The organism is Dyella soli (assembly GCF_054482295.1).
Genome location: NZ_JBTFFU010000002.1, coordinates 233,480 through 249,159 on the forward strand (window position 1 = coordinate 233,480; position 15,680 = coordinate 249,159).

The following is a 15,680-nucleotide window of genomic DNA, read 5'->3' on the forward strand; positions in this document are numbered from 1 at the left end:
AGCCCTTGGCACCCGTGCCGGGCTGTGGTTAGGCTCGGGGTTTGTCTTTTACCGCCCACCAGGGGAGCCCCGATGCTTCGTCTTCGCACGCTTGTGATTGCCACCTCCATTGCGCTTGGCGCCTGCTCGCAGCAGTCCAACGACCAGGCCAAGTCCGCCGCGCAGCCCGCGCCGGCGAGCACGGCACCGGCCAAGGCCGCCAGCGCCGCCCCGACCGCCGAGGTCAGCGCCGTGAACCCGTTCTATGCGCCCAGCACGCTGCCGTTCCAGGCGCCGCCGTTCGACAAGATCAAGGACGGCGACTACCAGCCGGCCTTCGAGGAAGGCATGAAGCAGCACCTGGTCGAGATCGCCAAGATCGCCGACAACCCGGAGCCGCCGACGTTCGAGAACACCTTCGTCCCGATGGAGAAGTCGGGCCAGCTGATGATGCGCGTGATGCAGGCGTTCAATGCCGTCAGCAGCGCCAACACCAACGAGACGATCCAGAAGGTGCAGGAAGAAGAGGCGCCGAGGCTGGCCGAGCACCAGGACGCTATCGTGATGAACGACAAGCTGTTCAAGCGCATCGAGACGGTCTACCAGCAGCGTGATTCGCTCAAGCTCGACCCCGAATCCAGGCGCCTGGTGGAAGTGGTCTACAAGAACTTCGTGCGCGGCGGTGCCAAGCTGTCCGACGCCGACAAGGCCAAGCTGAAGGAACTCAACAAGGAAGAGTCGGGCCTGAGCGCCCAGTTCACCAACAAGCTGCTCGCCGCCACCAAGGCCGGTGCGCTGGTGGTGGACGACAAGGCCAAGCTCGACGGCCTGCCCGAGGGCGACATCGCCTCCGCCGCGCAGGCGGCACAGGGCCGCAAGCTCGACGGCAAGTGGCTGGTCCCGCTGCAGAACACCACGCAGCAGCCGGCCCTGCAGAACCTCAACGACCGCGCCGTCCGCGAAGAGCTGTTCAAGGCTTCGTGGAACCGCGCCGAGAAGGGCGACGCCAACGACACGCGTGAGCTGATCTCGCGCATCGCGCAGATCCGCGCCGAGCAGGCCAAGCTGCTCGGCTTCGCGAACTACGGCGCCTGGAAGCTGGAAGACCAGATGGCCAAGACGCCCGAAGCGGCGCTGAAGTTCATGGACAACCTGGTGCCGGCCGCGACCGCGCGCGCCGAGCGCGAGGCCAAGGACATCCAGGACGTCATCGACCAGCAGAAGGGTGGCTTCAAGGTCGAGGCGTGGGACTGGAACCACTACTCCGAGCAGGTGCGCAAGGCCAAGTACGATCTGGATGAATCGCAGATCAAGCCGTACTTCGAGCTCGACAACGTGCTGCAGAACGGCGTGTTCTATGCCGCCAACCAGCTCTACGGCCTGAGCTTCAAGGAGCGCAAGGACATCCCGGTGTGGCAGCCGGACGTGCGCGTGTTCGAAGTGTTCGACAAGGACGGCACCTCGATGGCGCTGTTCTACTGCGACTACTTCAAGCGCGACAACAAGAACGGCGGCGCGTGGATGAGCAACCTGGTCGACCAGTCCAGGCTGATGGGCACCAAGCCGGTGATCTTCAACGTCACCAACTTCACCAAGCCTGCGCCGGGCCAGCCGGCCCTGCTGTCGTTCGACGACGTGATCACCATGTTCCACGAGTTCGGCCATGGCCTGCACGGCATCTTCGCCAACTCGCAGTACCCGTCGCTGTCGGGCACCTCGACCGCGCGCGACTTCGTGGAATTCCCCTCGCAGTTCAACGAGCACTGGGCGACCGACCCGAAGATCTTCGCCAACTTCGCGAAGAACTATAAGACCGGCGAACCGATGCCGCAGGCGCTGGTCGACAAGATCAAGAAGTCCAAGACCTTCAACAAGGGCTACGACATGACCGAGCTGGTCTCGGCCGCCCTGCTCGACATGAGCTGGCACAGCCTGAGTGCCGACGCGGCGAAGCAGGATCCGGACAAGTTCGAGGCGGACGCGTTGGCCAAGGCCAAGATCAACCTCAGCTACGTGCCGCCGCGCTACCGTTCCAGCTACTTCCAGCACATCTGGGGCAATGGCTACGCAGCCGGCTACTACGCCTACCTGTGGACCGAAATGCTGGCCGACGACGCCTTCCAGGGTTTCGTCGAGCACGGTGGCATGACCCGCGAGAACGGTGATCGCTTCCGCGCGATGATCCTGTCACAGGGCAACACGGTGGAGCTGGGCAAGCTGTACCACGACTGGCGCGGCAAGGATCCGAGCATCGAGCCGATGCTGCTCAACCGCGGCCTGAAGGAAGCGCCGCAGAAGAAGTAATCCTTCTTGCGGAGAACGGAAAAGGCCGGCATTGCCGGCCTTTTCTTTTGCTGGCGCAGCGCCAGGATCGGGGCGCCGGCTCAGCGCCGCGAGCGGATCAATAGGCAAACTCGCGGAACACCGGGTCGACGCTGCCGTTCCAGAGGCCGTGGAACAACTCCAGCTTGCGCTCCGCCGGGGTCTGGTTCGCTTCGACGATCTCGATCATCGGCTCGAGGAAGATGCTTTCGTCGGCGCCGCTCTTGTTGAGGCGGGCGCGGCGCTTGAGGCCGTGCGAGGCAATCTTCAGCGTTTCGGCCGCCAGCTCGCGGACGCTGTGCGAACGGAACGGCAGCTTCAGCGCGTGGCGTGGCACGCCGTCGCGCAGGGCGTGGCGTTCTTCGCGGGTGAAGTCCTTCACCAGGTCCCACGCCGCATTGAGTGCGTCATCGTCATACAGCAGGCCGACCCAGAACGCGGGCAGGGCGCACAGGCGATTCCACGGGCCGCCATCGGCGCCGCGCATTTCCAGATACTGCTTGAGGCGCACTTCCGGGAAGGCGGTGGTGAGATGGTCGGCCCAGTCCTTCATGGTGGCGCGCACGCCCGGCAGCGCCGGCAGTTCGCCGGCCATGAAGCGCTTGAAGTCCTGGCCGGACAGGTCGATGTACTGGCCGTTCTGGTAGCTGAAGTACATCGGCACGTCGAGCATGTAGTCGACGTAGCGCTCGTAGCCGAAGCCGTCCTGGAACACGAAGTCGAGCATGCCGGTGCGGTTCGGGTCGGTGTCTTCCCACACGTGGGAGCGATACGACAGGTAGCCGTTTGGACGGCCATCCGTGAACGGCGAGTCGGCGAACAGCGCGGTCGCGATCGGTTGCAGGGCCAGGCTGGTGCGGAACTTGCGCACCATGTCCGCCTCGCTGGAGAAGTCCAGGTTGACCTGCACGGTGCAGGTGCGCGTCATCATGTCCAGGCCGAGGTTGCCGACCTTGGGCATGTACTCGCGCATGATCTTGTAGCGGCCCTTGGGCATCCACGGCATCTCCTCGCGGCGCCACTTGGGCTGGAAGCCCATGCCGAGGAAGCCGATGCCCAGGCCTTCCGCGATGGAGCGCACTTCCGACAGGTGCGAGTTCACTTCGCGGCAGGTGTCGTGGATGGACTCCAGCGGCGCTCCCGAAAGCTCCAGCTGGCCGGCCGGCTCCAGCGTGATCGAGGCCTTGTCGCGCGACAGCGCGACGGGATTGTCGCCTTCGCGCGCGACCTCCCAGCCATAGCGCGTGGCCAGCGTTTCCAGCAGCACGCGGATGCCGCGGTCACCGTCGAAGGTGGGTGGGCGCAGGCTGTCGGTCAGGAAGCCGAACTTTTCATGTTCGGTGCCGATGCGCCAGGCATCGCGCGGTTTCTCTCCCGCGGCCAGGTAGTCGGTCAGCTGCTGGCGGCTGCCGATGGGCGTGCTCTTGACGGCACTGGGTATGGACACGGGGGACTCCTGTCAAAGGCTGCCAACACTTTGGGGGTGATATGGGGAAATTCAAAGTGCCGACCTGTGGCACTTGCCCGGTCAGCTGGCCGCCGGAAAATCGATGCGCATGCGCGTGCCTTGGCCGGTGCCGCCATCCAGGATGCTCAGTTGCGCCCCATGCACCCGCGCGACCTCGTCGACGATGGCCAGGCCCAGGCCGCAGCCGGTGGCGTTACTGCCTGCGCCGCGATAGAAGCGTTCGCGCACCTTCGCGCGTTCTTGCGGCGGGATGCCGCTGCCGCTGTCGTCGACCTCCAGGAAGGGTCGGCCGGCCGCGACGCCGCTACGGATGGTGATGGTGCCCCCGGCGGGCGTGTGGCGTATGGCGTTGTCGATCAGGTTGATCAGCAGCTCGTGCAGCAGCCAGTACACGCCCGTAACGTGGGTCGGCTGGCTTTCCGCGCCCAGGTCGATGCCGTGGGCCAGCGCGCGATCGAGCGAACCGTCGATGACCTCGCCGGTCAGCCGGGCCAGGTCAACGGCGCCGAAATGACTGTCGCGATGCGCGGACGGCTCGGCGCGGGCCAGGGTGAGCAGCTGGTTGGCGGTATGCGCCAGCCGGTCCACGCCCCCCTGCAGCAAGGCAATGCGCTCTTCCAGCGGCGTGCCGGCGGTTTCGCGGCTGAGCACTTCAAGCTGGGCCTTCAGGCCGGTCAGCGGCGTGCGCAACTGGTGCGCCGCATTGGCCATGAAATGCTGCTGGGAAAGCACCGAGTCACGCACCCGTCCAAGCACCGTATTGAGGGACTCGACCACCGGCAGCACTTCGGTGGGCACCTGCGCGGTGGAAAGTGGCGTCAGCGCCTGTGGCGGACGGTTGGCCAGCTGCCGGCTGAGCCGCCCCAGCGGGCGCAGTGCGATGCGGATGCCGATCAGGGCGACGATCAGCACGCCGGCCATCTGCACGGTGTCGTTGATGCCGAAGGCGACATCCAGCCGATGGACCGCGCGGTCGCGGCGTACCGGCACCTCCGCCACGGTCACGACCAGCGGCTCGCCGGTTTCCGCCGTGCGGTACGTGGCCAGCCGGTACGACTGCCCGTGGTAGTCGACATTGGCAAAGCTGAAGCCGTCGGCGGAACGACTGTCGGGTGCCAGCGGCAGGTCGGCGGTGCCGGCCACCGTGGTGCCGTCGGGCAGGCTCACGCGGTAGAAGAACTGCTCACCCTCCATCGCGCGCAGCGGCGGCGGCGGATGCTGGGGCAGGGCGACCTGGGGATGTCCGTTGGTGCCCGGGTGGATGCGCGCAACGATGGCCAGCGCCGAACGGGACAAGGAATGATCGAAGGCGCTGTGGATGGGGCTGACGATCACGTGGTGATCGACCGCCACGCCAGTCACCAGCAGCAGGAACAGCGGCGCCAGCAGATAGCTCAGCAGGCGTCCGTAGACGCTGGCCGGACGCTTGCGCCTAGGCATCTTCAAGGCGATAGCCAAGCCCGCGGATGCCGCGCACGGTGGCCGAACTGCCGAGCTTGCTGCGCAGGCGCGAGACATGCACTTCGATGGCGTTGCCGGAGATGTCCTCGCTCCAGCCCGTGATGGCCTGGGTCAGGCGCTCCTTGCTCACCACGCGACCGCTGTGATGGGCCAGGCACTCGAGGATGGACCACTCGCGGCGGGTCAGTTCCAGCGCGTCGCCGTCGGCGTTGGTGGCGCGCCGGCCGGCCAGGTCGATGCGCAGTCCGCCGATCACGATTTCGTTGGCGGTGGCGGCAGTGGCGCGACGGATCAGGGCGCGGCAGCGCGCGGCCAGCTCCGGCAGCGCAAACGGCTTGACCAGGTAATCGTCCGCGCCCAGGTCGAGCGCATTGATGCGGTCGTCCAGCCCGTCGCGTGCGGTCACGATCAGCAGGGGCAGCGAGCTGCCGCTGCGGCGCAGGCGTCGCACCAGCGACAGTCCGTCTTCACCGGGCAGGCCCAGGTCGACGATGGCCAGGTCGTAATGGCTGTTTTCCAGTCGCCCGGATACCGATTCCGCGTCGCCAACGACGTCGACCACGTAGCCGGACGCGACCAGGCCGCGGGAAATGGCATCGGATACCAGGGAGTCGTCTTCGACAAGCAGAATTCGCATGGGACGCACGGATCAGGAAGATTTCGAATGCTAGCAGCTGGGCGGCGGGGCAGCCACGCGGGCGCCAGCCTTGCGCGGGACCGTCGGCGAGCGGCGGGACAGAAAAGGAAAACGCCCGCAAGGCGGGCGCTTTCCGGGTCGACAGGAGCGGCCAGGCCGTCCGATCAGTACTGCGGCACCGACGGGTCGATCTCACGGGCCCATGCGTCCATGCCGCCCTCGACGTTGTAGACCTTGGTAAAGCCATGCGCGGCGAAACGCTGGGCCACGCCGCGGCTGGAAACGCCGTGGTGGCAGATGAAGGCGATCGGCGTGTCCTTGGGCAGGCCGGCGAGCGCGTCGTAGCCCTCGTCCTCGAGCACGCGGGCCTGGGCCAGCGGTGCCGCCTGGGCGCGACCGTGGGCCGGGCGCACGTCGACCAGGGTGATGTCGCCGGCGACCAGGCGCGCCTGCAGCTCCTGCACGCTCAGCGAGCCGATTTCCTGCGCGCCGGGGAACTTCAGGCTGAGGCCTTCGCCCTGCACGGTGGAGACCCAGTCGATCACGATGCCGTTGGCGCGCTGCGCGCTGCCGGGATCGAAATGCACTTCGATGCCGTTGGCGCTGACCACGATGTCGTGGTCGCCGGCCGGCGCGAGCTGGAAGCCGGCGCTGTGGTCGGGGCCGATTTCCAGGTGCAGGGCCAGGCCCTGCGCGTTGGCGGTGCCCTGGCGGATGGCCTCGGCAGCCTGGTCGGTGATCGTGATCTCAGGCGGCGTGCGATCCGGCGCTTCGGCGCCGAACAGCTGGTGCAGCTCGCCGCTGGCGTACATCTGGCGAATGATGTCGGCACCGCCCACCAGCTCGCCGCCCACGTAGAGCTGCGGGATGGTCGGCCAGTCGCCGTAAGCCTTGATGCCTTCGCGGATTTCCGGGTCTTCCAGCACGTTGACCGTGTGGTAGTCGGGCAGCAGCTCGTTGAGCGTGTTGGTGGCCGCGGCGGAGAAGCCGCACATCGGCTGTTGGCGGGTGCCCTTCATGAACAGCACCACGCGGTGGTCGTGCAGCAGGGATTCGATACGTTCGCGGGTGGCGCTGTCGAGAGACATGGGGAACTCCGGCAAAGAGGGCGGATTGTACGCCCCCGATATGCCGCCGGCACCCACGACCTTCAAGCGGCGGGGCGCAAATGCGCCAGGTCCAGCCGGCTTCGCGTCAGCGGGGCCAGCGCCAGGGCCGCGCCGGGCGAGGGCAGCACCAGCTCGCGGCTGGCGCGTCCCAGCGGGGCGAACTGCTCGCTCCAGTGGATCAGTTCCATGGCGCCGGTATGGTCTTCCACCAGCACGGTGCAGTGCTCGACCCAGTCGCCGTCGTTGAGATAGAGCACGCCGTCCATCTCGCGCACGTGGCCGAAGTGGATGTGCCCGCAGATATGCCCGTCGAGGCCGCGCGTGCGCGCGTCGTCGGCCACGCGTTCCTCGTAGGCGCGGATATACGCCAACGCCTTGCCGACGTGGGATTTCACGATGATCGAGAGCGGCAGGTAGGGCAGTTCCATTCGGCGGCGCAGCGCATGCACGCGGCGGTTGGTCCAGCAGATGAGGCGATGCATCACCTCCCCCAGGTGCACCATCCATGTGCGCCCGACGTGCTCCGGATCGAATTCGTCGCCATGGCTGACGCGGTAGCGGCGGCCGTCGGCGCCTTCATGCAGCGCGTCCAGCGCGATCTTCACGCCGCCAAGGCTCTGGCCGGCCAGGCCGCGCATCGGCGCGTCGTGGTTGCCAGGGATGTAGGTGACGTCGACGCCTCGCCTGGCCAGGTCCAGCACCTCGGCAATCACCGCACCGTGGTCGGCGTGCCACCAGTGGCGGCGTGCCAGCGCTTCCATGTCGATGATGTCGCCGACCAGGTAGAGCTTTTCGCACCGCAGCCGGCGCAGGAAATCGAGCAGATAGCCCGCCTTGCAGTCGGGCGTGCCCAGGTGCACGTCGGAGATGAAGGCGCTGCGGCAGTGGAAGGTCGCCATGGCTGTCTCTCCCGGTGGTTACCGGGACGCCAGAATGCCCATGCCACGTCACCGCACGATGGCGGAATGGTTGCAATGTGGTTGCGGTGCCCTTCCTCCACGCCGTCCGGGCAGCGCGGGCAGGGCGTCAGCGCTCAGCGCGCAAGCATGGACCGGGCCACCGGCAAGGCGGCCTGCGTCCACCGTGCGTACTGTGCCGCCGAAGGGTGCAGCCCGTCATCGGCGAGCAGGTCGGGGTTGCCGCGCGAGATGCCGGTGATGTCGACCCAGTGCGCGCGTACCCGCAGGGTCTCGTCGCGGGCAATCGCGTTGTAGACGTCCAGCTCCGCGCCGATGCGTGCCGTATCGCGGCCACTGCCGCGGGCGAACGAGGTGACGCCCCAGTCGGGAATCGACAGCACCAGCACGCGCGCCGCGCGCTGGCCGGCCAGGGCGACCGCGCGATCGAGCATGCGGCGAAACTCATGGCGATACTCGCCCGCACTACGGCCGCGGTACTGGTTGTTGACGCCGATCAGCAGGCTGACCAGGTCGTAGGGCGCCGCCAGCGCCGTGCGCGCCATGGCGGCCGCCAGCTCGTCCGTGGTCCAGCCGGTGGTGGCGATGATCTGAGGGTCGCCCAGCCGCATGCCTTCGCGGCGCAGCCTGGCCGCCAGCTGCACGGGCCAGCGGCCACTGGCGGGCACGCCCTCGCCGATGGAATACGAATCGCCGAGGGCGAGGTAGCGCAACACGATGGCGTCCAGGTTCAGGCGACGGCGGCGGTACGGGGTTTCTGCGTCGCGGCCATGCCGGTGAGCACGCGCTCGATGCGCACGAACACCTCGCGGATCTGTTCCGATGGCGGCAGCAAAGTCAGGCGCAGGTGCCGGCTGTGCGGCACGTTGAAGCTGCTGCCCGGCACCACCAGCACCGATTCCTCTTCCAGCAGGCGCAGCGCGAAGGCGTTGTCGTCGAAATCGGCCAGGCGATCGGCGCGCACGCGCGGGAAGGCATACAGCGCGCCCGATGGCGACACCACGTCGAGGAACTGGCTGGCGGCCACGCCATCGAGCACGGCCTGGCGGGCTTCGTGCAGTCGACCACCGGGCGAGGTCAGCGCGCCGATGGTCGGCGCACTCTGCAACGCAGGCCGCACGGCCCACTGTGCCGTGACGTTGGGACACAGGCGCAGCGCGGCAAGCAGCTGCAGCGCGTCGCGGTAATCGGCGGTGCGCGACGGATCACCCGAAAGACTCATCCAGCCGACGCGGTAACCGCAGGCGCGATGCACCTTGCTCAGGCCGCCGAAGCTGACGCAGGGAAGCTCGCCCGCCACCGCGGCCAGCGGCTGGAACGGCGTGCCGTCGTACAGGATCTCGTCGTAGATCTCGTCGCTGAGCAGCAACAGGCGGTGCTTGGCGGCAATGGCGACGAGGCGTTCCAGCAGCGCGCGCGGATAGATCGCACCGGTGGGATTGTTTGGATTGATCAGCACCAGCGCCCGCGTGCGCGGTGTCACCAGCGATTCGATTTCGTCCGGATCGGGCAGGTGACCGTTTTCGGCCAGGCAGCGGTAGTAACGGGGCTTGCCGCCATTGAGGATGGTGGTGGCGCTCCACAGCGGATAGTCGGGGCTGGGCAGCAGCACTTCGTCGCCCGACTGCAGCAGGGCTCGCAGGCTCAGGTCGATCAATTCGCTCACGCCGTTGCCGATGAAGACGCGTTCGGCCTCCACGCCCTGCGCACCGCGATGGCGTTGCTGCGCCACGATGGCCTCGCGCGCCTCTTCCAGGCCTTGCTCGTGGCCGTAGGCTTCGCTGTCCTGCAGGTGCCTGCCGATGGCCTCGCGCAGGTGCGCCGGTGTCTCGAAGCCGTAGCGGCCCGGGTTGCCGATATTGAGCTTGATGATGGGCAGGCCGGCAGCCTCCAGCTCGCGCGATCGACGCGCGAGTGCGCCACGGATTTCGTAGCGCACGTCCGCCAGGTGCGCACTGGGTTTGATCGAGGCCAACGCAAGCGTCCTTTGTTCTTCGCGGTCGCCGGCGCCGTACGCCGGGGTACCCCTGCATGCTAGCAGCGCAGGGTCGCCGGATGACAGTCAAAAAGGGCCAAAAAAGGGCGTTCTGACGGGCTTCGCGCGGGCAGGGCATAATCCCCGCCCATGACGGAAGCCGACACCATCGAGCGATTGCGCCACATTGGCTGGCGCGGTGACACCCTCCCGGCCGACGGACGACGCCTGGCACGCGTGGTGGCGCAGCACCGCGCCGGCTATGAACTGCACGATGGCGAGACCCTGTTCGGGGCGCAGCCGGCGGGACATTTCCTCAAGCGCAGCCTCGATCCGGCCGAGCGCCCGGCGGTGGGCGACTTCGTCGAGCTGGAGGCCGGCAAGCCGCCGCATATCGTGAAAGTGCTGCCCAGGCGCACCGTGCTGTCGCGGGCGGCGGCCGGCGAGCGCTACGAGCGCCAGATCATCGCCACCAACATCGACTACGTGCTGGTGCTGACCGGCCTCGATGGCGACTTCAACCCGGCCCGCATCGAGCGCTACCTGTCGCTCACCGAGGGTTCCGGCGCCCAGCCGGTGGTGTTGCTGAGCAAGCTCGATACCCGCGACGACGCCGACGAGCTGCTCGCCGCGCTGCGCGCGCGCCTGCCGGAAGGCACGCCGATCCATGCCATCAACGGCAAGGATCCGGCCACGGCAGCGGTGCTGACGGCGTATCTGCAGCCGGGCGACAGCGCCGTGCTGGTGGGGTCATCGGGCGCCGGCAAGTCCACCCTCACCAACACCCTGCTGGGCAGCGAGCGGATGGCGACCAAGGCCGTGCGCAGCCACGACAGCCGCGGCCGCCACACCACCACCCATCGCGCCCTGCTGCAGCTGCCGAGCGGCGGATGCCTGATCGATACGCCAGGCATGCGCGAGCTCAAGCTCACCGGCGAGGAACACCTCGACCTCTTCGCCGATATCGACGAACTGGCCGCGCAGTGCCGCTTTGCCGATTGCGGGCACGGCAGCGAGCCCGGTTGCTCGGTGCAGGCTGCGCTCGACAGCGGCGACTTGTCGGCCGAGCGCTGGCGCAATTATCTGAAGCTGCGCGACGAGCGCGAAGAGCAGGCCACGACGCTGGAAGCCAAGCTGCGACGGCAGCGCGGCGGTCGTCCGGTGGTCCGTCCGCACGGGCACCGCGGCCGAGGCGAGCGCGAATAGGCGCGGCGCTCCGGCTTGCGGCGGGGACCCCGGAAGGCACTACTATCGGGGGATCGCGACCGGGGGTACGGGCATGCAGCGACTTTCGTCGCCTTCCACGTTTTTCTACAAGCGGGTTTTTCCGGTGTTCTGGTTTGGCTTCCTCGCAGTGTTCCTGGCCACCTGGATCGGTTCCGGCGCGGCACTGCGCCGGCCCGAGATGTGGCCGTCCGCGTTCATCCCGCTACTCATGGCGGTCATTGGATTGGCGGTATTCCGGCGACTCCTGTTCGATCTCGTCGATGAAGTCTGGCTGGACGGCGAAAGCCTGGTGGTGAAAAACCGGGGCGAGCAGGCCCGCCTCGCCCTGGGCGAGGTCATCAACGTCAATGCCTCGACCATGACCAACCCGCCGCGGATCACGCTGATGCTGCGCACGGAATCCTCGCGTTTCGGCAAGGCCGTGAGCTTCATACCTGCCGGCCCCCGCGGCTTCCTCGGGGCGTTCAGGCCCAATCCGGTCGCCACCGACCTGATCCACCGCATCGACGCCTTGCGCCGGAGGCCGGCATGAGCGTGAACGCTGCCAGCCTGGGACCCGAGCTGCGCCGTTACGCCGAACTCGATCAGCGCCTGTTGTCGGCGGTGAAGGGCATGCGCATCCTGTCCACGGTGGCGTGGCCGGCGTCGCTGGAAGACCGCATGATCGAGGCTTACAGCAAGGGCAGGTTTGCGCTGCCGGAAGTGAGCTACCAGGCGCCCAATCTCGCCGCCGAACGCGCCGAGCTCGCCACCATCGAGCGCGAGGCCGGTTATGACGACCCGATCGGCGAGTACCTGAGCCGCACGGCCGAGTCCTGGCGCATCGCGGCGGAAATGCTCGAGGCCGTCGGCACCGCGGGTGTCACCGCGCCGTCGATCGTGCTCTACGGCCGCCCCGGCGACGCCATTCCCGGCAGTGACCGCAGCAATCTCGACGCCGCGCGCTATTTCGTGGAACTGTCGGACGAACTGGGTTCGGACCTGCTCGCCGATGACGTCAGCGTGAGTATTCCCGCCGACGAGCTGCGCGACGACCTCCGCCGCACGCTGGACGCGTTCTTTGGCGCCGGCCAGATCGCGGTCGAAGTGGACCCCGAACTCACCGCCAAGGCGGCGGCAGGCGCCACGCGCATCCGCCTGCGCGGCGGCACCTGTTTCAGCGAGTACGACCGGCACCAGTTGCTTGCCCACGAAGCCTTCGTGCACTCGCTGACCGCGCTCAATGGCCGCGCGCAGCCCGTGCTGGCGTCGCTGGGGCGCACGTCGCCGCGGGTGACGGCCACCCAGGAAGGGCTGGCGGTATTCGCGGAGCTGATGTCGGGCGCGATCGACATCTCGCGCCTCAAGCGCATCAGCCTGCGCATCCTGGCCATCGACATGGCGCTCAACGGCGCGGACTTCGTCGAGGTCTACCGCTTCTTCAGCGAGTGCGGGCAGAGCGTCGCCGACAGCTTCCATTCGACCCAGCGGGTCTTCCGCGGCGTACCGCTCACGGGTGGTTCGGCGTTCGCCAAGGACAACGTGTACCTGTCCGGCCTGCTCGCCGTGCACACCTTCTTCCGCTGGGCCCTCAAGCAGCGGCGCATGGACATGTTGCGCCACCTGTTCGCGGGCAAGCTGGCGCTGCACGACGTGATCAGCCTGCAGCCGCATTTCGAGTCCGGCGCCATCGCCCCGGCGCGCTGGCTGCCGCCGTGGATGCAGCATGTTCACGGGCTGGCCGGCAAGCTGGCGTTCTCGCTGTTCGTCAACCGGATCCACATGGGCAGGGTGCAGGCGGAAACGCTTTCGCTGAGCCTCTAGGCACCCGTGGCCGGACGCGCCCGGTGAACGTTGCCCCTGCCATGCGCGCCCGCATCGTCGGGTCGCCGCGTCCGCCGGTGTTACCATTCGGCGATGCCGCATGGCGGCACCGTCTCCCCATCACATCAGTCCACGCATCCCATGGCCCTCCCTGAAGAACTGCGTATCGCTGCGCTCGAGTACCACCGCCTTCCGACCCCGGGCAAGATCAAGGTCTCCGCGACCAAGCCGATGGTGACCCAGCGCGACCTCGCGCTGGCCTATTCGCCGGGCGTGGCCTATGCCTGCGAGGCCATCGTCGAGGATCCCAACGTCGCCAGCGAAGTGACCGCGCGCGGCAACCTGGTGGCGGTGATCACCAACGGCACCGCCGTGCTGGGCCTGGGCGACATCGGCCCGCTCGCCGGCAAGCCGGTGATGGAGGGCAAGGGCGTGCTGTTCCAGAAGTTCGCCGGCATCGACGTGTTCGACATCGAGATCAACGAGCGCGACCCGGACAAGCTGGTCGACATCATCGCTTCGCTGGAGCCGACTTTCGGCGGCATCAACCTGGAAGACATCAAGGCGCCGGAGTGCTTCATCGTGGAGCGCAAGCTGCGCGAGCGCATGAAGATCCCGGTGTTCCACGACGACCAGCACGGCACCGCGATCATCGTGGGCGCCGCCGTGCTCAACGCACTGGAAGTCGTCGGCAAGAAGATCGAGGACGTGAAGCTGGCCACCACCGGCGTCGGCGCGGCCGGAATCGCCTGCCTGGACATGCTGGTGGCGCTGGGCGTGAAGCCCGAGCACATCCTGGCCTATGACCGCGAAGGCGTGCTGTACACGGGGCGCGACCACATGGACCCGGACAAGCAGCGCTACGCACGCGACACCGCCAAGCGCACGCTGGCCGAGATCGTCGACGGCGCGGACATCTTCCTGGGCCTGTCGGCGGGCGGCATCCTCAAGCCGGACATGGTCGCCAGCATGGCGGAGCGCCCGATCATCCTGGCGCTGGCCAACCCCAACCCGGAAATCTCGCCGGAAGACGCCAAGCGCGTGCGTCCGGACTGCATCATCGCGACGGGCCGTTCGGATTACCCGAACCAGGTCAACAACGCGCTGTGCTTCCCCTACATCTTCCGCGGCGCGCTCGACGTCGGCGCCACCGGCATCAACGAGGCGATGAAGCTGGCCTGCGTGCGCGCCATTGCCGCGCTGGCACGCATGGAAGCCGGCGACCTCGCCAGCGCCTACGGCGGTGACGTGCCGACCTTCGGCCCGGACTACCTGATCCCGCGGCCGTTCGATCCGCGCCTGCTGGTGATGCTGGCCCCGGCCGTGGCCAGGGCGGCGATGGAATCGGGCGTGGCCACGCGTCCCATCGTGGACATGGAGGCCTACCTCGAGAAGCTCGGCCAGTTCATCTATCGCACCGGCCTGCTGATGAAGCCCGTGTACGAGCGCGCGCGTTCGGACCTCAAGCGCGTGGTCTACGCCGAGGGCGAGGAAGAGACCGTGCTGCGCGCGGTGCAGACGGTGATCGACGAGCGCCTGGCCTTCCCGATCCTGATCGGCCGCCCGGACGTGATCGACACGCGCATCCAGCGCCTTGGCCTGCGCATGCGCGAGGGCGCGGACTACGAGATCACCAACATCAACGACGATCCCCGCTTCAACGACTACTGGCAGCAATACCACGCGCTGACCGAGCGTCGTGGCGTGAGTCCGGCGGCAGCGAAGAACCTGATGCGCTCACGCCCCACGCTGATCGCCTCGCTGATGGTCGAGCGCGGCGAAGCGGATGCGATGATCTGCGGCCTGGTCGGGCGCTTCCACAAGAAGCTTGGCTACATGCGCAGCATCTTCGGGCTCGACCCGGGCGTGTCGTGCACCTCGGCCATGACCGGCGTGATCAACGACCAGGGCGCGTGGTTCTTCCTCGACACGCACGTGCAGTGCGACCCCACGGCCGAGCAGATCGCCGAAGCCACGCTGCAGGCAACCTATCGCCTGAAGCTGTTCGGCATCGAGCCGAAGGTGGCGCTGCTGTCGCATTCCAACTACGGCAGCCACGACAATCCGAGCGCGGCGAAGATGCGCAAGGTGTGGCAGATCCTCAAGCAGCGCGTGCCGAAGCTCGACATGGACGGCGAGATGCAGGCCGACACCGCCTGGGACGAGGGGCTGCGCCACCGCATCTTCCCCAACACCACGCTCACCGGCCGCGCCAACCTGTTCGTGATGCCGAACCTCGACGCCGCCAACATCACCTACAACATGGTGCGGGTGATGACTGATGGCGTGGCGATCGGCCCGATCCTGATGGGCGTGAACCGCCCGGCCCACATCCTGACCCCGGCGGCGACACCACGCCGCGTGGTCAACATGACGGCGATTGCGGCCGTGGATGCGCAGATTCGCCAGATGCAGGGCGAAAAGCGCAGCTGAGGTCGCGGGGCTGCGACGGAGTGCGAGCGGGGCCTGCGGGCCCCGTTCTTTTTTGGGCAGCGTTACCGCCAGCGTGCTGCCTGCGCGGCGGGCGTTTCGACCGTCTGCCGACGACGCGAAGCTAGTCCCCATCGGACCGCGGCAGCGGTTCGAAACGCCCGCCGCGCAGGCGGCACCCTTGCGGCAGCTCAGCCACCAGGCGCGCGCCCACCGTCTCCCAATCAACAGCTTGCACCCCCGTGCGCCCCCGTACTGCCACGATCCAATTGGCGAAAAACCCCACCGGAGCTAAACTCGAAGGGTTCCCCGCCTCTCACGCAGAGGCAATCCACCTATAGCCGCGCCAACC

General features: G+C 67.6%; 12 protein-coding genes. 5 read left to right on the forward strand and 7 right to left on the reverse strand.

Features of this window, described 5'->3' with window-relative positions:
- The first annotated feature begins 72 nt into the window (after window positions 1-72).
- The gene (gene dcp / locus ACXU4B_RS11450; protein ID WP_131412423.1) at window positions 73-2,283 is read left to right on the forward strand and encodes a peptidyl-dipeptidase Dcp; all 2,211 of its coding nucleotides are present in this window, start codon (window positions 73-75) and stop codon (window positions 2,281-2,283) included.
- Between the two features lie 97 nt (window positions 2,284-2,380).
- On the opposite strand, the gene ACXU4B_RS11455 is transcribed toward dcp, so the two are convergent.
- The 7 genes from ACXU4B_RS11455 to ACXU4B_RS11485 form a co-directional block, all read right to left on the reverse strand.
- Window positions 2,381-3,748 carry a glutamate--cysteine ligase gene (locus ACXU4B_RS11455; RefSeq protein ID WP_131412421.1) on the reverse strand — a complete coding sequence of 456 codons (1,368 nt, stop codon included), beginning with the start codon at window positions 3,746-3,748 and terminating at the stop codon, window positions 2,381-2,383.
- An 81-nt stretch (window positions 3,749-3,829) separates the two neighbouring features.
- Complete coding sequence (locus ACXU4B_RS11460) at window positions 3,830-5,209, reverse strand: sensor histidine kinase (protein ID WP_240734176.1); 1,380 nt, start codon at window positions 5,207-5,209, stop codon at window positions 3,830-3,832.
- Complete coding sequence (locus ACXU4B_RS11465; protein ID WP_131412417.1) at window positions 5,202-5,867, reverse strand: response regulator; 666 nt, start codon at window positions 5,865-5,867, stop codon at window positions 5,202-5,204. Before ACXU4B_RS11465 ends, ACXU4B_RS11460 begins: the two co-directional genes overlap by 8 nt.
- A gap of 164 nt (window positions 5,868-6,031) precedes the next feature.
- A complete protein-coding gene (gene grxD / locus ACXU4B_RS11470; protein WP_131412415.1) occupies window positions 6,032-6,955 on the reverse strand; it encodes a Grx4 family monothiol glutaredoxin in 924 nt (307 codons plus the stop codon).
- A 62-nt stretch (window positions 6,956-7,017) separates the two neighbouring features.
- A complete protein-coding gene (locus ACXU4B_RS11475) occupies window positions 7,018-7,875 on the reverse strand; it encodes a UDP-2,3-diacylglucosamine diphosphatase (RefSeq protein WP_131412413.1) in 858 nt (285 codons plus the stop codon).
- 134 nt (window positions 7,876-8,009) lie between these two features.
- Window positions 8,010-8,612: an SGNH/GDSL hydrolase family protein gene (locus tag ACXU4B_RS11480; RefSeq protein WP_205746613.1), complete on the reverse strand. Its 603-nt coding sequence runs from the start codon at window positions 8,610-8,612 to the stop codon at window positions 8,010-8,012.
- A gap of 11 nt (window positions 8,613-8,623) precedes the next feature.
- Window positions 8,624-9,868 carry an aminotransferase class I/II-fold pyridoxal phosphate-dependent enzyme gene (locus tag ACXU4B_RS11485; RefSeq protein ID WP_131412409.1) on the reverse strand — a complete coding sequence of 415 codons (1,245 nt, stop codon included), beginning with the start codon at window positions 9,866-9,868 and terminating at the stop codon, window positions 8,624-8,626.
- 150 nt (window positions 9,869-10,018) lie between these two features.
- Here ACXU4B_RS11485 and rsgA point away from each other — a divergent pair, with 150 nt between their 5' ends.
- The 4 genes from rsgA to ACXU4B_RS11505 all read left to right on the forward strand — a co-directional run bounded on the left by rsgA (window position 10,019) and on the right by ACXU4B_RS11505 (window position 15,331).
- Window positions 10,019-11,074 carry a ribosome small subunit-dependent GTPase A gene (gene rsgA, locus ACXU4B_RS11490; RefSeq protein ID WP_131412407.1) on the forward strand — a complete coding sequence of 352 codons (1,056 nt, stop codon included), beginning with the start codon at window positions 10,019-10,021 and terminating at the stop codon, window positions 11,072-11,074.
- 73 nt (window positions 11,075-11,147) lie between these two features.
- Window positions 11,148-11,627: a hypothetical protein gene (locus ACXU4B_RS11495; protein WP_131412405.1), complete on the forward strand. Its 480-nt coding sequence runs from the start codon at window positions 11,148-11,150 to the stop codon at window positions 11,625-11,627.
- A complete protein-coding gene (locus ACXU4B_RS11500) occupies window positions 11,624-12,898 on the forward strand; it encodes a flavohemoglobin expression-modulating QEGLA motif protein (protein WP_131412403.1) in 1,275 nt (424 codons plus the stop codon). The genes ACXU4B_RS11495 and ACXU4B_RS11500 overlap by 4 nt, the downstream gene beginning before the upstream one ends.
- A gap of 141 nt (window positions 12,899-13,039) precedes the next feature.
- A complete protein-coding gene (locus ACXU4B_RS11505) occupies window positions 13,040-15,331 on the forward strand; it encodes an NADP-dependent malic enzyme (RefSeq protein WP_131412401.1) in 2,292 nt (763 codons plus the stop codon).
- The last annotated feature ends 349 nt before the right edge of the window (window positions 15,332-15,680 follow it).

Excerpts from the sequence above, each read along its gene's own strand:
- dcp (WP_131412423.1), top strand. The coding sequence starts at position 73 with ATGCTTCGTCTTCGCACGCTTGTGATTGCCACCTCCATTGCGCTTGGC.
- ACXU4B_RS11460 (WP_240734176.1), bottom strand. The coding sequence starts at position 5,209 with ATGCCTAGGCGCAAGCGTCCGGCCAGCGTCTACGGACGCCTGCTGAGC.
- ACXU4B_RS11465 (WP_131412417.1), bottom strand. The coding sequence starts at position 5,867 with ATGCGAATTCTGCTTGTCGAAGACGACTCCCTGGTATCCGATGCCATT.
- grxD (WP_131412415.1), bottom strand. The coding sequence starts at position 6,955 with ATGTCTCTCGACAGCGCCACCCGCGAACGTATCGAATCCCTGCTGCAC.
- ACXU4B_RS11475 (WP_131412413.1), bottom strand. The coding sequence starts at position 7,875 with ATGGCGACCTTCCACTGCCGCAGCGCCTTCATCTCCGACGTGCACCTG.
- rsgA (WP_131412407.1), top strand. The coding sequence starts at position 10,019 with ATGACGGAAGCCGACACCATCGAGCGATTGCGCCACATTGGCTGGCGC.
- ACXU4B_RS11495 (WP_131412405.1), top strand. The coding sequence starts at position 11,148 with ATGCAGCGACTTTCGTCGCCTTCCACGTTTTTCTACAAGCGGGTTTTT.
- ACXU4B_RS11500 (WP_131412403.1), top strand. The coding sequence starts at position 11,624 with ATGAGCGTGAACGCTGCCAGCCTGGGACCCGAGCTGCGCCGTTACGCC.
- ACXU4B_RS11505 (WP_131412401.1), top strand. The coding sequence starts at position 13,040 with ATGGCCCTCCCTGAAGAACTGCGTATCGCTGCGCTCGAGTACCACCGC.